General features: G+C 40.3%; 19 protein-coding genes. 2 read left to right on the top strand and 17 right to left on the bottom strand.

Annotated elements, in window-relative coordinates; genetic code table 11:
- Positions 1-13 precede the first annotated feature (13 nt).
- Together fldA and fur are read left to right on the top strand one after the other, a co-directional pair.
- Positions 14-541 (top strand): flavodoxin FldA, encoded by a 528-nt coding sequence (gene fldA / locus IE199_RS16380; protein ID WP_189772740.1) that lies wholly within the window; start codon positions 14-16, stop codon positions 539-541.
- Between the two features lie 207 nt (positions 542-748).
- A complete protein-coding gene (gene fur / locus IE199_RS16375; RefSeq protein ID WP_189772738.1) occupies positions 749-1,192 on the top strand; it encodes a ferric iron uptake transcriptional regulator in 444 nt (147 codons plus the stop codon).
- 59 nt (positions 1,193-1,251) lie between these two features.
- Here fur and IE199_RS16370 read toward each other — a convergent pair whose 3' ends face one another.
- The 17 genes from IE199_RS16370 to uppS form a co-directional block, all read right to left on the bottom strand.
- Complete coding sequence (locus IE199_RS16370; RefSeq protein WP_189772737.1) at positions 1,252-1,710, bottom strand: GNAT family N-acetyltransferase; 459 nt, start codon at positions 1,708-1,710, stop codon at positions 1,252-1,254.
- Positions 1,694-2,608, bottom strand: coding sequence for a DMT family transporter (locus IE199_RS16365; RefSeq protein ID WP_189772735.1), 915 nt, complete (start codon positions 2,606-2,608; stop codon positions 1,694-1,696). The genes IE199_RS16370 and IE199_RS16365 overlap by 17 nt, the downstream gene beginning before the upstream one ends.
- 348 nt (positions 2,609-2,956) lie before the next feature.
- Positions 2,957-4,135 (bottom strand): dicarboxylate/amino acid:cation symporter, encoded by a 1,179-nt coding sequence (locus tag IE199_RS16360; protein ID WP_189772733.1) that lies wholly within the window; start codon positions 4,133-4,135, stop codon positions 2,957-2,959.
- A gap of 73 nt (positions 4,136-4,208) precedes the next feature.
- Positions 4,209-5,561 carry a tRNA lysidine(34) synthetase TilS gene (gene tilS / locus IE199_RS16355; RefSeq protein WP_189772731.1) on the bottom strand — a complete coding sequence of 451 codons (1,353 nt, stop codon included), beginning with the start codon at positions 5,559-5,561 and terminating at the stop codon, positions 4,209-4,211.
- Positions 5,562-5,602: 41 nt separating this feature from the next.
- The gene (accA, locus tag IE199_RS16350; protein WP_189772721.1) at positions 5,603-6,559 is read right to left on the bottom strand and encodes an acetyl-CoA carboxylase carboxyl transferase subunit alpha; all 957 of its coding nucleotides are present in this window, start codon (positions 6,557-6,559) and stop codon (positions 5,603-5,605) included.
- 63 nt (positions 6,560-6,622) lie between these two features.
- Entirely contained in the window at positions 6,623-10,153 is a 3,531-nt protein-coding gene (gene dnaE, locus IE199_RS16345) for a DNA polymerase III subunit alpha (RefSeq protein WP_189772719.1), read from the bottom strand.
- Positions 10,154-10,155: 2 nt separating this feature from the next.
- Complete coding sequence (gene rnhB, locus IE199_RS16340) at positions 10,156-10,788, bottom strand: ribonuclease HII (RefSeq protein WP_189772717.1); 633 nt, start codon at positions 10,786-10,788, stop codon at positions 10,156-10,158.
- 3 nt (positions 10,789-10,791) lie between these two features.
- Positions 10,792-11,961, bottom strand: a complete 1,170-nt coding sequence (gene lpxB / locus IE199_RS16335; protein WP_189772715.1) for a lipid-A-disaccharide synthase — start codon at positions 11,959-11,961, stop codon at positions 10,792-10,794.
- 2 nt (positions 11,962-11,963) lie between these two features.
- Entirely contained in the window at positions 11,964-12,734 is a 771-nt protein-coding gene (lpxA, locus tag IE199_RS16330; protein ID WP_189772713.1) for an acyl-ACP--UDP-N-acetylglucosamine O-acyltransferase, read from the bottom strand.
- A gap of 14 nt (positions 12,735-12,748) precedes the next feature.
- Positions 12,749-13,201: a 3-hydroxyacyl-ACP dehydratase FabZ gene (gene fabZ, locus IE199_RS16325; protein ID WP_189772710.1), complete on the bottom strand. Its 453-nt coding sequence runs from the start codon at positions 13,199-13,201 to the stop codon at positions 12,749-12,751.
- Positions 13,202-13,247: 46 nt separating this feature from the next.
- Positions 13,248-14,279, bottom strand: coding sequence for a UDP-3-O-(3-hydroxymyristoyl)glucosamine N-acyltransferase (gene lpxD / locus IE199_RS16320; protein ID WP_189772708.1), 1,032 nt, complete (start codon positions 14,277-14,279; stop codon positions 13,248-13,250).
- 158 nt (positions 14,280-14,437) lie between these two features.
- Positions 14,438-14,953 carry an OmpH/Skp family outer membrane protein gene (locus IE199_RS16315; RefSeq protein WP_189772706.1) on the bottom strand — a complete coding sequence of 172 codons (516 nt, stop codon included), beginning with the start codon at positions 14,951-14,953 and terminating at the stop codon, positions 14,438-14,440.
- Between the two features lie 61 nt (positions 14,954-15,014).
- The gene (bamA, locus tag IE199_RS16310) at positions 15,015-17,483 is read right to left on the bottom strand and encodes an outer membrane protein assembly factor BamA (RefSeq protein ID WP_189772704.1); all 2,469 of its coding nucleotides are present in this window, start codon (positions 17,481-17,483) and stop codon (positions 15,015-15,017) included.
- A 29-nt stretch (positions 17,484-17,512) separates the two neighbouring features.
- A complete protein-coding gene (gene rseP / locus IE199_RS16305) occupies positions 17,513-18,868 on the bottom strand; it encodes a sigma E protease regulator RseP (RefSeq protein WP_189772702.1) in 1,356 nt (451 codons plus the stop codon).
- 5 nt (positions 18,869-18,873) lie between these two features.
- Positions 18,874-20,097, bottom strand: a complete 1,224-nt coding sequence (ispC, locus tag IE199_RS16300) for a 1-deoxy-D-xylulose-5-phosphate reductoisomerase (protein ID WP_189772700.1) — start codon at positions 20,095-20,097, stop codon at positions 18,874-18,876.
- Positions 20,098-20,106: 9 nt separating this feature from the next.
- A complete protein-coding gene (locus IE199_RS16295; protein WP_189772698.1) occupies positions 20,107-20,976 on the bottom strand; it encodes a phosphatidate cytidylyltransferase in 870 nt (289 codons plus the stop codon).
- Between the two features lie 36 nt (positions 20,977-21,012).
- Positions 21,013-21,768 (bottom strand): polyprenyl diphosphate synthase, encoded by a 756-nt coding sequence (gene uppS, locus IE199_RS16290; protein ID WP_268245329.1) that lies wholly within the window; start codon positions 21,766-21,768, stop codon positions 21,013-21,015.
- Between the last annotated feature and the right edge of the window lie 6 nt (positions 21,769-21,774).

Here is a 21,774-nt window from a genome sequence, read left to right as displayed (position 1 = left end):
TAAGGTTATATTCATGGCAATCGTAGGTTTATTTTTCGGGAGTGATACTGGAAACACCGAAGCAGTCGCTAAAATGATCCAGAAAAAGCTTGGTAAAAAATTAGTAGATGTGAAAGACATCGCTAAAAGCACCAAAGAAGAAATCGCTGAATTTGATATGCTTATTTTAGGTATTCCTACATGGTATTACGGCGAAAACCAGTGTGACTGGGATGACTTTTTACCAGAACTAGAAGAAATTGATTTCACAGATAAGTTGGTTGCAATATACGGCTTAGGCGATCAGGAAGATTACGCAGAGTATTTTTGTGATGCGATGGAGCCACTGCGTGATATCGTTGAATCAAAAGGTGCTGTTATTGTTGGCAACTGGCCAAATGAAGGCTATGAATTTGAAGCATCAAAGGCACTTATTGACGATAATACGTTTATTGGTTTGTGTATTGATGAAGACCGCCAACCTGAGTTAACAGAAGCTCGTGTTGATAAATGGGTTAACCAGATTCATGAAGAAATGTGCTTAGCTGAGTTAGCTGATTAATTAGTACAGAAAAGAAAATTAAAAGCCTGCTTTTCAAGCAGGTTTTTTTTATCCCGAAAAAATACCCCTATTTAAATCATGGATTTTTTTAAATAAAAACGCTAACTTTGTTGGCAATTTTCAATAAATTAAAACAAATTAGCGCTTTTCAGGCGAGCAAAATACACCTATAATTTTACCTTTATTGTCCAATTGAGAAGTTGCTTCATGTCCGATCAAAACGAAGAGCTAAAAAGAGCCGGATTGAAAATTACTTTACCGCGTGTGAAGATTTTGACGATTCTGCAAGATCCAGGTAACCAACATATTAGCGCGGAAGATGTTTATAAAATCCTGTTAGATCTGAATGAAGAAATCGGTTTAGCAACTGTATACCGCGTGTTAAACCAATTTGATGATGCGGGTATTGTTACACGTCATCACTTCGAAGGTGGCAAATCAGTATTTGAATTAAGCCATAAGAAACATCACGATCATTTAGTGTGTTTAAAATGTGGTAAGGTTGTTGAATTTGAAGATGACGTTATTGAGCAACGTCAAGAAGATGTAGCAAAATCGCATAACATCAAATTAACTAACCACAGTTTATACTTGTATGGTGAATGTGAAGATAAAGAAGCGTGTGAAAAGTACCGCACTTCACAAAACTAAAAACGACTCACTTTTTAGATTAAAAAAAGCGCCTAAGCGCTTTTTTTTATGCCCGCTTATTACTGTAGCGACCATTTCATTTGATATTCCAGCCCATTTTCACCAATTACTTTAAACCCCATTCTTTCGTATAATCGCCTTGCAGGGTTTTGGTAAAGTACATTTAAGGTAATAGGCATATTAACGCTTTGTGCTTTTGATTGGAGTAAAGACAATACCTTAGTCCCTACTCCTTTTCCGTGATAATCAGGCAAAATTTGAAACTGACGAATATGCCACCTATCGGCCATTTGCCCCAGCTTTACCACGCCAATGGCCTTATCAGCAAGATTCAATAAGTAAGTATCATTGTAATACTCTAATATTCTCGCTTTATGTTGCTCGTCGTCATAGTCTAAGCCAGCCGCCAACAGGTGTTCAGTCATCGACAGCTTTCTCAGTTCAAGCAAAAAGTTTATATCTTCTGGCGCTGCTTTGTTAAAGGTCAGCACTAATTTTTCTTTATGTTTGGGTATCATTAACTTTTTTGAACCTATATCTGACAACGTATTCAACTTTACTACTCCACTGGTAACAAGTTAAGCCAAAAACGACAAAACCTGCACCAACGATCAAGTTGTCAGTGATCACTTCATCATTGAGCAGTGCACCTAAAGTAATGGCAAGTACCGGTGTGATCATCGTCACCAATGCAACCGTACTGGCTGAAAGTTTTTGCAGCACATAAAAATAAGAAATAAACCCTATTAACGAGCCAAAAAGCCCTAAATAAATGATTGCACTTACCGATCTTATTGACCATTGTTGATAATCTAACGTGCCATCAAGCAATAGCCACATCACTAAAAACAGAGGTGTACTGAACGTTAAAGCGCCCACAGTTGTCGCAACTGGGTTAATTTTTATATTAATGGTTTTAACCATTACACCACTTAAACTAAAAAAGAACACGGCGATTAATACGAATATAATGCCAATATAAGCATCCGCTTTTAACGTCATTTTGTCATAACAAACAATCACTAAGCCAATAAGTGCCGCGACCAAGGCTAATTTCTTTATATGATTAAACCTATCTTCAGCTAGTAACTTTTGCGCCAACACACCAGACAATATTGGTGATAAGCCAAAGATCAGAGACATTAAGCCTGAAGAAATATAGGAAGCTGCGGCATACGACAATGACATACCACCAAAAATACCAATGGCAGAAAAAGAATAAAGCTTAAGAGCCTCTTTGTGCCATGGCAAATGAATTCGACAGACAATAATAATGCCCCAGCCAATAAGCCACGCAATTAACATGCGAAGTAACACAGCCATCGTTGGTTCGACTGTTTCACTGCTCCAAACAATACCTAACGGTGTTGTTGACCATATTAATACAACAGCTAAATAGGCGATTGGCACCCTCATTGTCTTGCTCCTATTTTATGACAATGTGTGCAGTAGACAGGCGGAAAAAGTGATATAAACCGCAGCTGACTCACTGCGGTTAACGACTTGTTGACTACAATCGTTTAGCAGCACTAGCCCAGCGCATTGCCTTGACGGCATTGCGGGTACGCCAATTAGTATTGAGTAGCTGCTTTGTAATCATGAATTCAGATAGTAATTAATATATATTTTTATTCATACTGACCTTCACTGCTTTTCAAGTCAAGCGCTTTGTTGATATCAGCCAGATTAATTTATATGTGATAGGCAACTGCATTTTATCGCCATAAAAAAAAGCCGCTATGCGGCTTTTTTTAGATTAATGTTTTACACTTCGGACTTATGTTCAATAGTTGCTAGTCCATCTTCGCCAGCAAACTTGTCTACCCACAGCGCGATGGCGCCATCGCCGGTTACGTTACATGCAGTACCAAAGCTGTCTTGTGCCATATATAGCGCAATCATCAATGCCAACGCTGCGTCACTGAAACCTAGCATACTCGCTAACAAACCTAGAGCTGACATTACGGCTCCTCCTGGTGCTCCAGGGGCTGCGATCATAGTCACACCAAGCATAAGAATAAAACCAATAATACCGCCGATGCTTGGCAATGATAATTCTGGTGTCATGATCATTACCGCTGTTGCACAAGTAATGATAGTAATTGTAGAGCCACTTAAATGAATTGAGGCGCACAATGGCACGGTGAAGTTTGCAACGCCATCACTGACTTTATTAGCTTTATTGGCTTTTAACGACACAGGGATTGTTGCCGCACTTGACATAGTACCTAATGCGGTAAAATATGCAGGCATCATGTTTTTAAGTAATAGCGCTGGTGACTTACCAGTTGCAGCACCAGTTACTACGTAAAGTACTGCGATCCAAACCCAATGCATAATAACCGCTAGAATTAACACAACACCAAAGGTTTTAAGTGTAGTAAATACAGAGCCGTCAACTGTCATGTCAGCAAACACACCAGCAATATAAAATGGCAATGCTGGGATGATCACTTTGCTTAACAACATTTCAATAATATCTTTAGCTTCATTTAGTGTGGTGCGCAATGAATTAGCATTGGTAGCACTGATACCAATACCAAAAATAAAGGCCACTGCTAAAGCCGTCATCACATCAAAAAGTGGTTTTACTTGAAAATCAATAAACCCTTGTACTTTTTCACCATGACTTGCCTCTGCAACACTACCTGCAGTTAAGTCTGGTAAAACGTTACTTGCAACGATAAAAGCTAAAATACCCGCCACTATGGTTGAGCCATACGCTAAACCAACAGTTTTACCTAACAGCGATCCTGAGCCTTTAGGTAGCGATGCAATACCGCTTGCAATGTAAAATAAGATAATGAGTGGAATAGTAAATTTAATTAACTGACCAATGAGGTTTTGCGCTGTAAAAACTAATTGAACGATAAAGTCTGGTGCATAAAGTCCCACCAGAATACCGGCAACAATACCGGCAATTAGCTTCAAAACAAGGTTCATAATGTCTCCGATTTTTATAGTAGTAGGAAGAAGCGTGTTATCCCGCTTTTGTTTTATTCTAACCTGACTTACCTTAGGCAAGCCAGTTAAGATAATAGGTTTGTCGACAGTCTGCTTGTTTAAACGGTTGACATACAAATTGCCCTGCGGCAGCGACCAGTTCATTTTGACTAAAAAGCAAAGGTATTCTATTGCGCTGCCAGGTAGGTATCGCCAATTCTTGCCATACTTTTTTTAAACTTCTGTGGTGCTGTCGATAATCAGGCAAGATTTTAGGGTTGTTATGGGTAAACTGAACACTTAGTTGCTCATCTTTATTTGTCACAGCAAAAACTAATGTTTTATCACCGTTGGCGTCTGGCGTAGTCGAAATCACCAACTTACCTAAATCATCAGGAAGATCTAGCGATACTTGCCCTGCTTTAGGCAAAATAACGTTAGCACTCCACGAAGTAATATCTTCATATTCTTTGGTAAGGTACAACTGACTTTGAAAATGACGTAGCCAATGATCACCAAGCTTTACCTTTAACGTCGACAACTCTGGTTGTTGAATTTGAAGTAGCGCTTGTTCAATTTGCACTTGGCTTGGCATTTTGGCGTCATTATTTTGTAATAGCTGACGTATCACCTGCTTCTGTCTGGCAAAAGATAATGCCAATAAGGGCTCAACACTGATTCGCCCTTCGTTAGATAATGTTAGTTGAAGATCTTGTTCAGCGACTTCATTTAGAATTTGCTGAGCTTCCTGACAATGTTGTGCTGAACGAGCAACAGTGCTGATAAAAGCAGTCCAACGCTCTGTTAGCATAGGCGTAAGGTGATGTCGGATAAAGTTGCGATCAAAGCGCGTATCCTGATTCGACTCGTCTTCTATCCAATCAAGCGCATGCAACTTAGCGTAATCATAAATTGCTCGTTTCGATGTATTTAACAGAGGACGACACAACACTTGCTGCTGATGCCCCAAATTACTTAATTGTTGCATGGCACCAAGGCCTTGCACACCAGAGCCACGCTTTAACGCCAATAAAAAGGTTTCCCATTGATCGTCTTGGTGATGTCCAGTCACGATAACTGCGTTTTTATGACACACCGTTTTAAACACTTGATATCTGGCTTCTCTAGCAACCGCTTCGAGGCTTTCTCTTGCATTAACCGTTAACTTTACACGATGAGTGACTAGTGGCAGCTTTAACTGGTTACAGGTGTGCTCAGCAAATGCCAACCAAGTATCAGCATTATCACTTAAGCCATGATGAACGTGGCAAACATTTAAGTTTAAATCAGGAAACTTTGAAGATTTTAAATTAGCTAAAGCGTGCAGTAATACTTGTGAATCTATTCCACCACTAAAAGCTACCCAGACAGGTCGCTTTATAAACGGTTGTAAAGTAGTGGCAAGGGAATTTAAGATAAGCGACATAAGAAAAAGGGCTTAGTGTTTTACTAAGCCCTGATATTCGATTAGCAATAACCGTATGACATTAAACGTTGATAACGTTTTTCGATTAGCTCTTCTTTTGATAACCCATCTAACTCTTCTAATTGAGACTTGATGGTTTGTTTTAGTTGTGCCGCCATTTCGTCTACATTGCGATGTGCACCACCCATTGGCTCAGGAACAATAGTATCAATCAGTTCTAATTCTTTGATACGATTTGCCGTGATACCCATAGCTTCAGCCGCAGTTGATGCTTTCTCAGCAGTTTTCCATAAAATAGAGGCACAGCCTTCAGGAGAAATTACTGAATACGTTGAATACTGCAGCATGTTGACTCGGTCACCAACACCAATAGCTAAGGCACCACCAGAGCCGCCTTCACCAATAACAGTACAAATAATTGGTACATTTAAGCGTGCCATTACTTGTAGGTTCTTTGCAATTGCTTCACTTTGACCACGTTCTTCCGCACCAATACCTGGGTAAGCGCCTGGCGTGTCAATGAAAGTAATAATTGGCATATTAAAACGCTCAGCCATTTCCATTAAACGAAGCGCTTTACGATACCCTTCAGGGCGAGGCATTCCAAAGTTGCGTTTTACTTTTTCCGCCGTTGTACGACCTTTTTGATGGCCAATTACCATGACTGGTTTGTCGTCAATACGTGCAATACCACCAACAATCGCTTTGTCGTCAGCATAAGCACGATCACCAGCTAATTCATCAAACTCGGTAAAGATACGTGGTAAATAATCTTCCGTGTAAGGGCGTTGTGGATGACGTGCAACACGAGCCGTTTGCCATGGATCTAGATTTTCAAATATTTTACGTGTTTGTTCTTTGTTTTTTTCACGTAATTGCGTAATTTGCTCTTCTAGATCAAGGTCAAGTTCTTGTCCCGAGTTTACTAATTGCAATTCTTCAATTTTTGCTTCAAGTTCAGCAATCGGCTGCTCAAAATCTAAAAAGTTCAATGACATTGGTTGTTCTTACCTATTATCTAAAATCTTATTACATTGATAAATAACGCTTTTTAGCATTATCTATTTGAATTCTAACGCTACGTTTTCTTCACCCAACAATACTTTTAGCTGATTCAATAATCTATCAGCTGGTGATACGCGCCATTGTACGCCCAATTCTAGCATACCTTTTGCTTCATCTCTTTGATAAAAAACACGAACTGGGCACGTACCATCTTTATACTCAGATAATATCTGACTAAAGTCTTGGACAAAAGTTTCCGCGATGTCATTTCGATAGACGTTTAAGTCCAGTGAAGAAACATAATTTTCGCGCGCTTCTTCAATGGTCATTATATCGCGGGCAGTCATTGTATTACCACCTGAGTAATCATCAAAGCTGACCTGTCCAGTACAGACCAAAATTGAGTCGGTGACTAACTGCTCTGCAAACCTATCATAATCATCGGGGAAGAGTCTAACATCCATACGCGCACTCTTGTCATCTAAAGTGACTAGTGCCCAGCGACGTCCACGTTTATTGGTGAGTACACGCACACCTATCACTAAACCTACCGCCGTAGATGTACGATCTTTACCTGTTGGCTGCATCGCCACTAACCGACCGGATGCGTATTTTTTAATTTCTTTTAAGTAGCGATTAATCGGGTGCCCTGTTAAATACAAGCCGAGTGTTTCTTTTTCTCCCTCAAGCCATACTTCTTCTGGCCACATAGGCACTTCTTTAAACGCTTGTCTTGTATCGTCCGGCTCTTCATTTATCAGGCCGAATAAATCATCTTGCCCTATCGCTTGTGCTTTTGCATGCTGTTCAGCAGCCTTGATAGCCTCTGGCAATGTTTCAAACAATGCGGCTCGATGTGGGCCTTTGTCGGTGCGAGGTCCAAGGTTATCCATCGCGCCTGACTTAATTAACCTTTCTAATACACGTTTGTTGGTTTTCTTTAAATCAACACGGGCACAAAAATCAAATAAATCAACAAACGGACCACCAGCTTCACGCGCGGCAATTATCGCTTCAATTGGGCCTTCACCTACCCCTTTAACTGCGCCAATACCATAAACAATTTCGTTGTCATCGTTTACCGTAAACTTATAAAGGCCAGAATTCACATCAGGTGGCAGTAACTTAAGCCCCATGTTGCTGCATTCATCGACCAAGGTAACAATTTTGTCTGTGTTATCCATATCGGCAGACATTACTGCTGCCATAAAGGGCTCAGGATGGTGCGCCTTCATCCAAAGTGTCTGGTACGACACCAAGGCATAAGCAGCAGAGTGAGATTTGTTAAAACCGTAACCGGCAAATTTTTCTACCAAGTCGAAGATCTTCATGGCGAGCTCGCCATCAACTCCTTGGCTTATTGCACCTTCTTCAAAAACGGCACGCTGTTTGGCCATTTCCTCTGGCTTCTTTTTACCCATAGCTCGACGCAACATATCTGCGCCACCAAGCGTATAGCCGGCCAACACCTGGGCAATTTGCATAACCTGCTCTTGGTACAAAATAATACCGTAAGTCGGTTCAAGGATTGGCTTTAGTGACTCATGTTGCCATGTTGCATCGGGATAAGACACTTCCTCACGGCCGTGTTTACGTTCGATAAAGTTATCTACCATGCCCGAATCAAGTGGGCCTGGGCGAAACAGTGCTACTAACGCGATAATATCTTCAAAACAGTCAGGTTTAAGCTTTTCTATCAGCGCCTTCATCCCTGACGATTCTAGCTGGAATACTGCTGTTGTTTGCGATGCTAATAAGACTTTAAATGATGCTTTATCATCTAATGGAATAGCTGCAATGTCGATGGGCTCTTTGCCGGCTTTGAGTAGCTTTTCATCCGCCATCTCAATCGCCCATTGCAATATGGTTAATGTTCTAAGACCTAAGAAGTCAAATTTAACCAGTCCAGCATCTTCTACGTCATTTTTATCGAACTGGGTAACAGGGTTTTTACCTTCATCATCACAATATAGAGGCGCAAAATCTGTAATTGTCGTCGGTGAAATAACAACACCACCGGCGTGTTTACCGGCGTTACGTGTGGTACCTTCCAGAATTCGACACATGTCGATAAGGTCTTTCACTTCACTATCTTGGTGATATAGTTCTGGTAACTTAGGCTCAACATCAAAGGCTTTTGCCAGAGTCATGCCCGGATCACCAGGGATCAGCTTAGAGATACGATCAACAAAACCATAGGGGTGACCTAAAACACGGCCTACATCTCGAATAACCGCCTTAGCCGCCATGGTACCAAAGGTGATAATTTGCGATACAGCATCTCGACCGTATAACTCTGCGGTATGGTCAATTACCTCATCACGTCGATCCATACAAAAGTCGACGTCAAAGTCGGGCATCGAAATACGTTCTGGGTTTAAGAATCGTTCAAAAAGTAAGTCAAATTCTAGTGGATCTAAGTCGGTAATTTTTAATGCATAGGCCACTAATGAACCAGCACCAGAGCCACGGCCGGGTCCAACAGGAATATTGTTATCTTTACTCCACTGAATAAATTCCATTACGATAAGGAAGTATCCAGGGAAACCCATGTTGTTAATTACGTCGAGTTCTATTTTAAGGCGTTCGTCGTAAGGCTTTCTAATTTCTGCAAAATCTGGGGAGTCTTTATCAAACAAAAACTCGAGCCTTTCTTGTAGGCCCTCTTCCGATACCTTGATCAGGAAGTCGTCAATTTTCATGCCCTCTGTAGGGAAATCAGGTAAGAAGTACTCACCAAGCCTAACAGTGACATTACAACGTTTAGCAATTTCTACGGTGTTTTGTAGAGCCTCTGGAATATCAGAGAATAACTCCAACATTTCCTGTTCACTACGTAAATACTGCTGGGGAGAAAAGCGCCTCGGGCGTCTTTTATCGTCAAGTGTATAACCATCATGAATACTGACACGAATCTCATGTGCATCAAATAAGTCTTCAGTAAGGAAAACAACTTCGTTTGTTGCAACAACGGGTAAGCCACGTGCAATCGCCAATTTTACTGCAAGGTGAAGATAGTTCTCCTCGTCTTCACGTCCGGTGCGAATAAGCTCAAGAAAGTAGTTATTAGCAAAGTGCTGTTGATAAAAGTCCACCATGGAATCAACCATGGCGTTATTGCCTTTGAGCAGAGCTTTACCAACATCACCGTCTTTTGCCCCAGACAGCAAAATTAAACCTTCGGCATATTCGACTAACCAATCGCGATCGATAACCGCTTTGCCTTGAACATGCCCACGAAGATAAGCTTTGGAAATAAGCTCAGTTAGGTTTTTATAACCAGTATTATTTGAAGCGATTACAACTAAACGAGAAAGCTCGTTTTCTAACTCAGGACATTGAACCCAAAAGTCACTACCAATGATTGGTTTTACCCCTGCCCCATGACACGCATGATAAAACTTAACAAGGCCACACAAGTTGGTTTGATCGGTTAGCGCAATCGCTGGCATTTTGAATTCTTGCGCCTTGGCAAGAATAGGTTTCACTTTATTCAAGCCATCACACATAGAAAAGTCACTATGCACACGCAAATGAATAAATTTTGGCTCTTGGAAGGCCTCAGCTGGGGCTTGAGTATCTGTCATTATTATTTTTGATTTTCGATAACGGCGGCAACAGGTTTAAAACTTTTACGATAACAGTCTAATACGCCATGTTCGACTATTTTTTCTAAATGAGCTTTGGTTGGGTAGCCTTTATGACTTGCAAAGCCATATTCAGGATGAACTTTATCCAAAGCGATCATCTCCTCGTCTCTAGCCACTTTGGCCAAGATGGATGCGGCACTAATTTCAGCAACCCGAGCGTCACCTTTAACAACCGCTTGTGTCTGTATTTTACCTTCAGCACCACCAAATGTTGGACATCGATTACCATCAACTAATACATAATCAGGCTCAATGTCTAACCCATGAACAGCTCTTTGCATCGCTAACATTGTGGCATGCAATATATTAATAGTATCAATTTCTTCAGGTGTCGCTCGCGCAATACACCATGCCGTGGCTTTTTCTTTAATTTCTTCTGCTAACAAAGCGCGTTTTTTCTCAGACAACTTTTTAGAGTCAGTAAGACCTTCAATCGGGTTATCTGGATCTAAGATCACAGCAGCGGTAACAACATCGCCAACCAGTGGGCCTCTTCCTACCTCGTCAACACCCGCGATTCGGTAAGCTGCTGGATAGACAAATGCTGGTAATTCTACTTTAGCTTTAGCCATACCTTAAGATTCCGCCATTAGGTCAATCACAGCCTGCGCCGACTGCTTACTCGCGTTTTGTTTTAAGCTTTGATGAATGTCTAAATAAGACTGGGTTAAATCACTTTGATCTTGATAAAGGCGCTCTTTAAGCAAGGGGACAATTTTGTCAGTAGTCACATTGCCTTGCAATAACTCAGGTAACAAGGCTTTATCTGCCAGAAGGTTTGGTAATGAAAACCATTTAATTTTCACAAAACCTTTAAACATATGATAAGTCATAGGGTTAAATTTATAACAGACCACCATTGGACGTTTAATCAGCGCCGCTTCAAGCGTTACTGTACCAGAAGCGATAAGCAAGCAATCGCTTGCCGCCATCACTTGTTGTGTTTTATCAACTACCACAGTTATAGGTAATTCTGGCGCATGCTCTTGATGAAGTTTGTTAAATTGCTCAGCACGCTTTTCGCTAACCATAGGCGCAACAAAGGTCAGCGTACTATCTTCTTGAAAAAGCTGTTTAGCAGAAGCAAGAAACACAGGGACTAATCTGGATAACTCACCGCCACGACTTCCTGGCATAATAGCCAGTATTTTTCCGTTACCTAGCCCTAGCTCTTCTCTTGCTTTGGCTTTATCTGAGCTCAAAGGAATATCATCAGCCAATGGGTGACCAACAAAAGTACAAGGGACGTTATATTTATCGTAAAACGCTTTTTCAAAAGGTAGTAAGCTCAACACCATATTCGTCGCTTCTGCGATTTTGAAAATACGTTTATGACGCCATGCCCAAACACTTGGACTGACATAATGAATGGTTTTAATACCACTTTGTTTTAAAGGCAATTCTAAACGAAGATTAAAGTCTGGTGCATCTATGCCAATAAAAACATCTGGGCGATGCTGTTTAAAGTAATCGACTAACTCATCGCGTACTTTAAATAAACGTCTTAAGCGGCCAAGCACCTCGAAAACGCCCATGACGGCAAGCTCTTCCATATCAAACAATGAATTGAAGCCCAACGCCTTCATTTTCGGCCCACCGATGCCTACAAATTTAGCATCAGGAAAGGTTTTTAGCAGTTCTTTCATTAGACCTGCGCCTAATGTATCACCAGAGTGTTCACCGACAACAATACCAAATAAAGGCGCCTTGTCGGCGCCTGCTTCAACTAATAGTTGCTCTTTCATAGCTATCGAATAATGCCGCGATTTGAAGACTGAATGAACTCAACAAAAAGCTTAAGCTCAGCTGATGCTGGAAGCTCTTGTTCGATTGCCGACACGGCTTGTTCAACCGTTAAACCGTCGCGATATACTTTACGGTATGCTTTTTTAATTGCACGAATTGTTTCAGGTTCAAAACCACGTCGTTTTAAGCCTTCGCTATTTAATCCATAAGGTTTAGCTGCATTACCAGACGCCATTACATAAGGCGGTACATCTTTTAAGATAAGTGAAGTAGCGGCAATAAAACTATGTGCACCAATGTGACAAAACTGATGCACGCCAGACTGGCCACCTAAAATAGCAAAATCACCAACATGAACATGACCTGCAATTGAAGCGTTGTTCGCTAAAATACAGTTATTACCCACAACACAATCATGTGCCACATGAGTATATGCCATAAATAAGTTGTTACTACCTATGATGGTTTCACCGTTATCTTGAATAGTGCCACGATGCACAGTACAAGATTCACGAAATACGTTATTGTCACCAACGATTAATTTAGTTGGCTCTCCATCATATTTTAAGTCTTGGCATTCCTCGCCAATCGACGCAAATTGAAAAATGCGATTACCTTTGCCTAACACGGTAGGACCATTAATCACTACATTAGGTCCAATGTGGCAATCGTCACCAATTTCTACGTCTTTGCTTATATAAGTCCATGGCCCAATAGTAACGTTGTTACCAATTTTAGCCCCTTCTTCAATAATGGCTTGAGGATGAATCAAGTTATAGGCTCCTATTACATCTTTCTTCGAGCACACATAAGGTCAGCTGAACAGACAACTTTGCCATCAACGCGAGCTTCACCATAAAATTTCCACATACCACGACGCTCTTTCAAAAATTCGACGTGTAAGTGCATGGTATCGCCTGGTAAAACAGGGTGTTTAAACTTGGCATTATCGATTGACGCAAATAAATACATTTCGTCATTTTCACGAGCTTCTGTACTCTTAAATCCTAAAATACCAGTCGCTTGTGCTAGTGCTTCGAGGATCATAACACCAGGGAAAATAGCTAACTCAGGGAAATGACCAGTAAAAACAGGCTCATTAATCGTCACATTCTTAATGGCGTGAAGGCTTTTACCTGGTTCAAAGTCAAGTACACGATCAACCAATAACATTGGATAACGATGAGGGATTAATTTACGGATCTCCTCGACATCAAGTGTATTCTTTTGAGTTTCCAATTTAGTGTCCTTTAATATTTATAAGTAGTTACAACAAGTTAGATTTTTAGTTTTCAGTGCTTAAGGCACTAACTTGCTGTTCTAATGTCTTAATCTTAGCATTAGTTGCTTCGAGCTTTCTAATTCTAGCGTTAGTTTTATGCCACTCTTTATTAGGTTGGCAAGGAGAGCCTGAGGAATAGACTCCTCCGGTCGTAATGTCTTTAGTTACCATAGTCATACCAGTAAACACACATCCATCTGCGATATTGATATGTCCGTTAACGCCGACTAACCCAGCTATTGTACAGTGTTTTCCAATCACAGTACTACCAGCAATCACACTGCATGCAGCCATTGCGGTGTTTTCACCAATAACAACATTGTGGGCAATTTGAATCTGGTTATCTAAAATAACGCCATCTTTAATTTCAGTATCGCCTAAAGCGCCACGATCAATAGTCGTGCTGGCACCAATCTCAACATTGTTACCAATAATGACCGACCCTAATTGTGGAATTTTTATCCACTTGCCTTTATCGTTTGCATAACCAAAGCCATCGGAGCCGATAACGGTATTTGCTTGAATTAAGCAACTATGACCAATTATCACGCGATGGTAAATAGAAACATTAGCCCAAACAGTTGTATTCGCACCAATTTTTACATCTTGCCCGACAAAACAACCAGTGCCAATACAAACGTTATCAGCAAGTTCAACACCGGCTTCAACAACGGTATTAGCCCCAATAGTCACGCCCTCGCCTAACTTAACAGACTCATCAACAATTGCTGATGGATGTATAGAATAGGCGGGTTTAGGTGTTGTATCTAACATTTGAGCCACGTAAGCATAACCTAAATAAGGGTTTTTCATCACTAGCGCGTTTGTTGGACATTCTTCAAGACAGTCTTCAGAAATAATAACCGCAGAGGCTTTAGTTATCGCTAACTGCTGACGATACTTACTGTTAGATAAAAAGGCAATTTGCCCTTGTTGGGCTTGGGTTAGGGTCGCTAAACTATGAATTAGACAATTATTGTCACCATGTACCGTGGCACCGATTTTATCGGCAAGCTCAGCCAATGTATAACTCATCAAGGGATCAATTTCTCTTTTCGGGGGTTGTATTTAATAGCACTATTGTAGGCTATTAAAGTGCAATAGAGAAACCTTAAATTGAGCCTGATTGACCATTAGAGCAATGATCAATCAAGTTCAAATATGGCTTTCAGCTAAAAAGCCTACAGCACAAATTATTTAATTTTGCTTACTTGTTCAATAATGTTTTGCGTAATTTCATGTTCTGGCTTACTGAACAATGCAGCTTGTTTATTTAATACATGGTCGTATTTCTTGTCAGCTGCTACTTTATCGATCGCTTGACGAATTAACGCTAAAATTTTGTTAGTTTCTTCGTTTTGACGAACACCAGCTTGCTGTTGAAGCGCTTGACCTTTCTCTTGATAAATTTTGAACGCATCAGCGATTTGCTTATCAAGATCTTCAACGTCTTTTTTGCTCATGATTGAAGCATCACGCTTTTTCTTCTCTTGGAAGTATTTAATGTCTTTTTCTAGCTGTGCTAATTCTGCACGAGCGTCTTTAAATTCATTTTCAAGCGTTTGGCGAATTGCATCAGTTTGTGGAATGCTACCCATCACTTCTTGCATGTTTACTACTGCGATTTTTTGATCTGCCATAGCAGCACCTGACAATAGTGCGCTTGATGCTACAGTTGCCAACGCAACAGATTTAAATAACTTTTTCAATGTCTTCTCCTAGCTTGTCGATTTGCTACTATTAATTGTTATATAAGGATTAAACGTCCAATTAAAAGGTTTTACCAATATTAAAGTTGAAGAATTTAGTGTCATCACCCTCTTCTTCCTTCAATGGTTTAGCAAAACTAAATATCATTGGTCCCATTGGTGAAATCCACTGGATTGATAAACCAGCAGACGCTCGAAATCTTCCTACATCTGAGTAATCATCAAGCTTAACAAACTCTCTTGGTGCTAAGTCTTTATAGTCACTCGTGCTAAATTCAGTATCCCATACGTTACCCGCATCAACAAAGAAACTTGTTCTAACACTGTTAGAAAAGCTTTCATCAAGAAAAGGAGTTGGTACTATTAGCTCAATACCTGCTAAGGCAATAGCGTTACCACCTACAGAACGACGAGATACACCAATTACATCATGATCTGGGCCTAAACAACAGCCACCACCACCTACAGGGTCAGGTGTTCCTGGAATACGTTGCGGTGTGCGGTAAATAGCACGTGGGCCCACAATATTTGTTTCAAAACCACGTAAGGTATCAGAACCACCACCGGCACGGAAGTTTTCCCAGAACGGTAACATCTGGTCATTACCGTTATAGTCGCCATAACCATTACCATAACCTAACTGCAAGCTGGTTTTAAAGCTCCATCCTCTGGCAATAGGAAAGTACCACACGGTATCTAAATTAACTTTGAAATAGTTATTATCAGAGTTTGGCGTCGTCATTTTATATGACAACGTCTGCTGCGAACCGGCAGTTGGAAAACGACCTCGGTTTAACGTTGAACGAGAAATCGCCGCAGTAATATCAAAGTTTTCGAACTCTAAACCGGCATCCGGTGAATTAGGATCCGAATAAAGTTCATAGAATCTTTGAATTTGCTCATATGTTTGTAAGCGAGTGATACCGTTATGTTTATAACCAATACCAAAGTTCAGACGAATATATTCATCAATCGCAAAACCAAAGTTAACACCTAAACCATAACTTTTTTGGTTGAACTCAACTAAGTTTGCACTACCTGCATCAAACTCGTTATAGAAGAGTGTTCCACCTAATGAAATAGCGTCAGTAGTAAAATAAGGGTCGGTGTACGAAACACTAACAGAGCGAGAATAACTTACCGTATTAATGTTAAATGCTAACAGATTACCGGTACCTAAAAAGTTATTTTGTTGAATACCAGCGTTTAAGCTCATTTTAGTCGCTGAGCCATAACCTATACCTGCGGTAAATGATCCTGAAGGTTGTTCTTTAACAGAAAAATCAATATCAACTAGGTCTTCTTCACCTGGTAATTGTTTTGTATCAAACTCAATATTTTCTAAATAAGGTAAACGTTGTAACCACGCCTTTGAGTTTTCAACTAAGCTGTTTGATAGCCAAGCACCTTCCATTTGACGTAGTTCTCGTCGTAAAACTTCGTCCGAGGTTACATGGTTACCAGTAAAATTAATTCTGTTAACGTAAATACGTTTTCCAGGGTCAACTGAAATGGTCAACTTAACTGTTTTATCTTCTTCGTTGATTTCTGGAATGGTATTTACTTTTGGATAGGCATAACCAAATCGTCCTAGGAATCGACTTATCGATTCTTCGGTATATGTAACTAATGTGCCATTATATAGTTCATTTGCTGCCATTGGGTTAATGGCACGAATCGCTTTTTCAAAGCCTGCCATATCACCTATAAAGTCAACCTCACTTACCGTATATTTTTCACCTTCAGTAATATTCAAGGTGATATATACAGCTTTTTTGTCAGGTGTCATTGATACCTGAGTTGAGTCCACTTTGTATTGTAGATAACCGCGGTCAAGATAGTGACTTTTGATAGTTTCCATATCGCCTTCAAGCTTTTGCTTTTGATAGCGATCTTGAGCCATAAAGTCCCACCAAGGAGAGTCAAATGTCAATTCAGCACGTTCTAACAATTCTTGATCAGAGAACACTTCGTTGCCAACAATGTTGATACGTTGTATGGCCGCTGCTTCCCCTTCTGAAAACACAAACTTAATATTGACACGATTACGTGGTAGATGTGTTATTTCAGCTTTAACGTCTGCATTGTATTTACCAATTGAATGGTAAAAATCTTCTAAACCCATTTCTAGGTTAGAAATCACAGTGCGATCTAAAGTTTCGCCAACACGAATATCTTGACCTTCAAGACTTTCTACTAGCTGCTCTTCTTTAAGATCTTTGTTACCGTCAAATTCAATTTCGCTTATCGTTTCACGCTCTTTAACGCGAAAGATAACTCGATTACCATCACGTGAAACTGATATATCGTTAAAGTGACCAGATTTATATAGAGCTTTAATAGATTGAGACACTCTAAATTCATTAAGAGTATCGCCTACATTAAACGGTATATGGGTCAATGCCGCACCTAATGCAACACGCTGTAGTCCTTTAACCTGAATGTCTTCAACTTGAAATTCTTCAGCTGCATTCGCGCTTACGCCTGTAGCAGCTAACATTACCGCCAAGGCTATCTTTTTCATCATCATAAAAACTAAACTTTATTACTTCTTGTTATTTATAACCGCGATAAATCGTTAAATAATGCGATACTCATCAGGCCTAATATGGCTAGTGTACCAAATTTAAAACCTATTTCTTGAACTTTTTGCGAAACGGGCTTTCCCGTTAAAAGCTCTATAAGGTAATAAACTAAATGGCCGCCATCAAGTACTGGAATAGGTAAAATGTTAATTATTCCTAAATTAATACTAATTAGCGCCAAAAAGCCTAAAAAATACACAAAACCATAACCAGCATGGTTACCTGCTTCTTGTGCAATTGATATAGGGCCACTCAAGTTTTTTACCGAAACATCACCCGTAATTAACTTACCGATCATATCAAAGCTGAGCACGATTAGTTGCCAGGTTCGAGCTAAACTCTGCTCTAGAGCTGAATATAAGCCGTAAGATAATTCGATGCGGTATTCTGAAGGATAAGGTTCAGACTTGGGACTTAACCCTAAATACCCTTGTGTTTCGCCATTTACTTCTCGAGCTTTGGGTGTAGCAGTTAAAACTACCACTTTTCCAGCACGTAATACTTCAATTGCAATCGTTTGATTAGGGTAAGTGCGAATTAGTTCCGTGAATTTTTGCCAATCGCCGTTTATTTGCTTATTGTCGATGCTAATAATTTGATCATCGAGTAAAAATCCAGCGTTAGCTGCAGGGCTTTTCTCTTGAACTAAGCCTACTTCATTAAGAATTTTAGGCCTGAATATTTGGATGCCTAAACTATCAATTGCCGAGGCTTTTTCCGGTTCAAATTTCCAATCTCTAGTATCTAATTGATGTAATGTCGCCGATACATTACCTTGTTCTTTGGTTTTTATTTCAATTGATGGTTCGCCGATATTGGCGACTAGCGCAAGATTTACGTCTTGCCAATCACGTGTTGTTTGGCCTGCTACTTCTATTATTTCACTTTTATTTGTTATGTTTGCATTGGCAGCAATTGAATTTTCGGTAACGTCACCAACTATAGGCTTTACACTGGGGACACCAACAAGAAACATCAAATAAAACGCAAAGATAGCAAAAAGAAAGTTTGCTAAAGGACCTGCTCCGACGATAGCGATACGTTGATAGACTGATTTATTATTGAAAGTATAAGGTTTGTCTTCTGGCTTGACGTCATCTACGCGTTCATCGAGCATTTTGACGTACCCACCCAATGGGATTAACGCGATGACAAATTCGGTGCCATGTTTATCATAAAAGCGCCAAATGGGTTTACCAAAACCAATTGCAAAACGATGAACTTTCACTCCATTTTTTCGTGCAACCCAAAAGTGTCCGTATTCATGTACGGTAATCAATACGCCTAATGCAATAACAAATGAGCTTAGATCCCGTAAAAATTCGAACACGATGACTATTCCTTTTCCTTTGTATAACTATCAGTAGCTAAACCTTCAATCATTGATTGAGCATATTTTCTGACCTTGCTATCAAGGGCAATGACTTGTTCAATGGTTTCTACAGTATTAGCAACAAACTGGGTTACCGAGGCTTTGTTGATACTGAAGATATCGGTAAATTTAATTTTATTGTCTAAAAATGCGGCAACGGCTATTTCATTTGCTGCATTAAGAGCAGTACATGCCGCTTGGCCTGACTTACATGCTTCAATAGCTAATTTTAAGTTGGGGTAACGTTTGAAGTCTGGCTGTTGAAACTCAAACGACGCAGTTTTAAAGAAATCCAGAGGTTCGACACCAGCTTCAATTCTTTCTGGGTAAGCTAAAGCGTGTGCAATTGGGGTTCGCATGTCAGGGTTACCCATTTGCGCTAACACTGAGCCGTCTTTGTATTGCACCATAGAATGGATAGTACTTTGTGGATGCAACACCACTTGGATATCGTCAGCGTCAACATTAAACAGCCACTTTGCTTCGATAAACTCTAATCCTTTGTTCATCATAGTGGCTGAGTCGACAGAAATTTTTTGTCCCATATCCCAATTGGGGTGAGCGCAAGCTTCTTCTGGCGTCACTAAATCTAAGGTATTTATTGCTCGGGTTCTAAAAGGTCCGCCTGAACCGGTCAATAATATTTTACTCACGCCTTCAGATGCGAGTTGGCACGTGCCGACATTTTGCTGACCATGTTGTGGCAAACATTGAAAAATCGCATTGTGTTCACTGTCGATTGGTAAAATGACGGCGTTGGATTTTTTCATGGCATCAATAAAAATTTGCCCTGAAGTCACTAATGCTTCTTTATTTGCAAGTAAAACTCTTTTGCCCGCTTCAACCGCAGCTAGTGTTGGCAACATGCCTGACGCGCCAACAATGGCCGCCATGACAGTATCGACTTGTTGTAACTCTGACACCTCTATTAATGCTTGTTTTCCACTAAGCACCTTAATGTCTGCGATCTTGTGTTGCTCGAATTTTACTAATAACTGACTAGCAGCTTGCTCACATACCATCACCACCATTTGTGGCTTAAACTGTTGGCACTGCGACAGCATTAACTCTACATTTCGATTTGCGGCTAAGGCAATGACTTGGTATTTGTCTGGGTGTCTCGAGACAACATCTAACGTGCTTACACCAATAGACCCAGTCGAGCCCAAAATAGTTAACTTACGCACAAATATTCCTTAAGACCAACCTAATAAGGCATAGCATAATGCAAATACAGGCGCTGTTGCCGTTAAACTATCAATGCGATCAAGCACACCACCGTGACCTGGTAAAATAGAACCACTGTCTTTTATTCCTGCTTGGCGCTTAAACATACTTTCATTTAAATCACCTAATACTGAAATAGTGGTAATAATGCCGGTAACACCAACGACCAATAGATACTGTTGAAGCTGCCAATTTAAAAAGAAACCAGCTACACAAACTAAAATACAGGCAAAGATAACACCACCAATAAAACCTTCCATCGTTTTACCTGGGCTAACTTGCGGCATTAACTTATGTTTACCAATAGATTTACCAACGAAATAAGCACCTATATCGGCACTCCATACCATCAAAAATAGGAACATGATTAGCTGAGCGCCATGGTAACTGTCGGCTTGATAATCACTTGCCCTTAACACCACAAAAGCAAGCCATGTAGGAACTAAGGTTAGCCATCCAAAAAGGCCACGGATTGAGCGATGACTTGACCAAAATGAACTGCATCTTGGGTACATAAACGTTAGCGTTGCCGAAACAGCCCACCATAAAATAGCTAGCCACAACACATAGCTAACATTGCTGTTAAGAGAGCCATCCGCTTGCCATAATTGTTCCAGTGGCACCATATACCAAAATGCAGAAATCAACACACAAGTGGTGACAACAAAAGCAATTCTTCGACGTTTGTTTTCAAAGCCCATGAGTGGACCCCATTCCCAAGCGCCAATTGCCATAACGGCCATGATCAATAATGAAAACTGTTCTAGCGAAAGATAAAAAATAGCAAAAATAACAGCCGGAGCTAATATAATTGCAGTAATTACACGTTTAATTAACAAAAGATAACCCTTTTATATTTAATGTAGTTATTGTTGTTATCTACTTTCTTGTACTTGTTCACCGGTTTGGCCAAAACGTCTTTCGCGATTTCCAAAGCTATTAATAGCCGTTTTGAAAGCGTCTTCTCTAAAATCTGGCCAAAGTATATCGGTAAAGTAAAACTCTGCATATGCCGCCTGCCACAGCAGAAAGTTACTTATCCTATAATCACCACCCGTTCGAATCAATAAGTCTAGGTCTGGTAAATCCCCTAAACTGGTGTAGGAATCAAAAACGGATTCATCTATTTGGTTAAGGTCTAGTTCGCCACTTTTGACTTTTGCAGCAACTTGAGTTGCAGCATTAGTTATATCCCAGCGCCCACCATAATTGGCTGCAACGGATAAAACCATGTCGGTATTGTCTTGCGTGAGAGTTTGCGCCTCGTTAATTTTCTTTCTTAGTTTTTCAGAAAATCGAGACACATCACCTATGACTTGAAAACGAATACCATTTTTGTGGAGTTTTCTAACTTCGCGTGTCAGCACCAGCATGAACAAATCCATCAATACACTGACTTCTTGTTCAGGTCTACGCCAATTTTCACTGCTAAAAGCAAATAAGGTTAGCGCTTTAACCCCTTCTTTCCTCGCAGTAGATACAACAGCACGAACTGATTCTACACCGTTTTTATGGCCAACAACGCGAGTTTTACCCCTTTGTTGAGCCCAACGACCGTTACCATCCATAATGATCGCGACATGTTGTGGTGTTTGTTCAGTGCTATTATCTGTCGTTATTGCCTCTGCCACACGTGC

This window comes from Thalassotalea marina (genome assembly GCF_014656435.1).
In the GTDB taxonomy this organism is placed as follows: Bacteria; Pseudomonadota; Gammaproteobacteria; order Enterobacterales; family Alteromonadaceae; genus Thalassotalea_C; species Thalassotalea_C marina.
The sequence above is the reverse complement of the archived record's forward strand: the minus strand, read 5'-3'. Positions and strand labels throughout refer to the sequence as shown.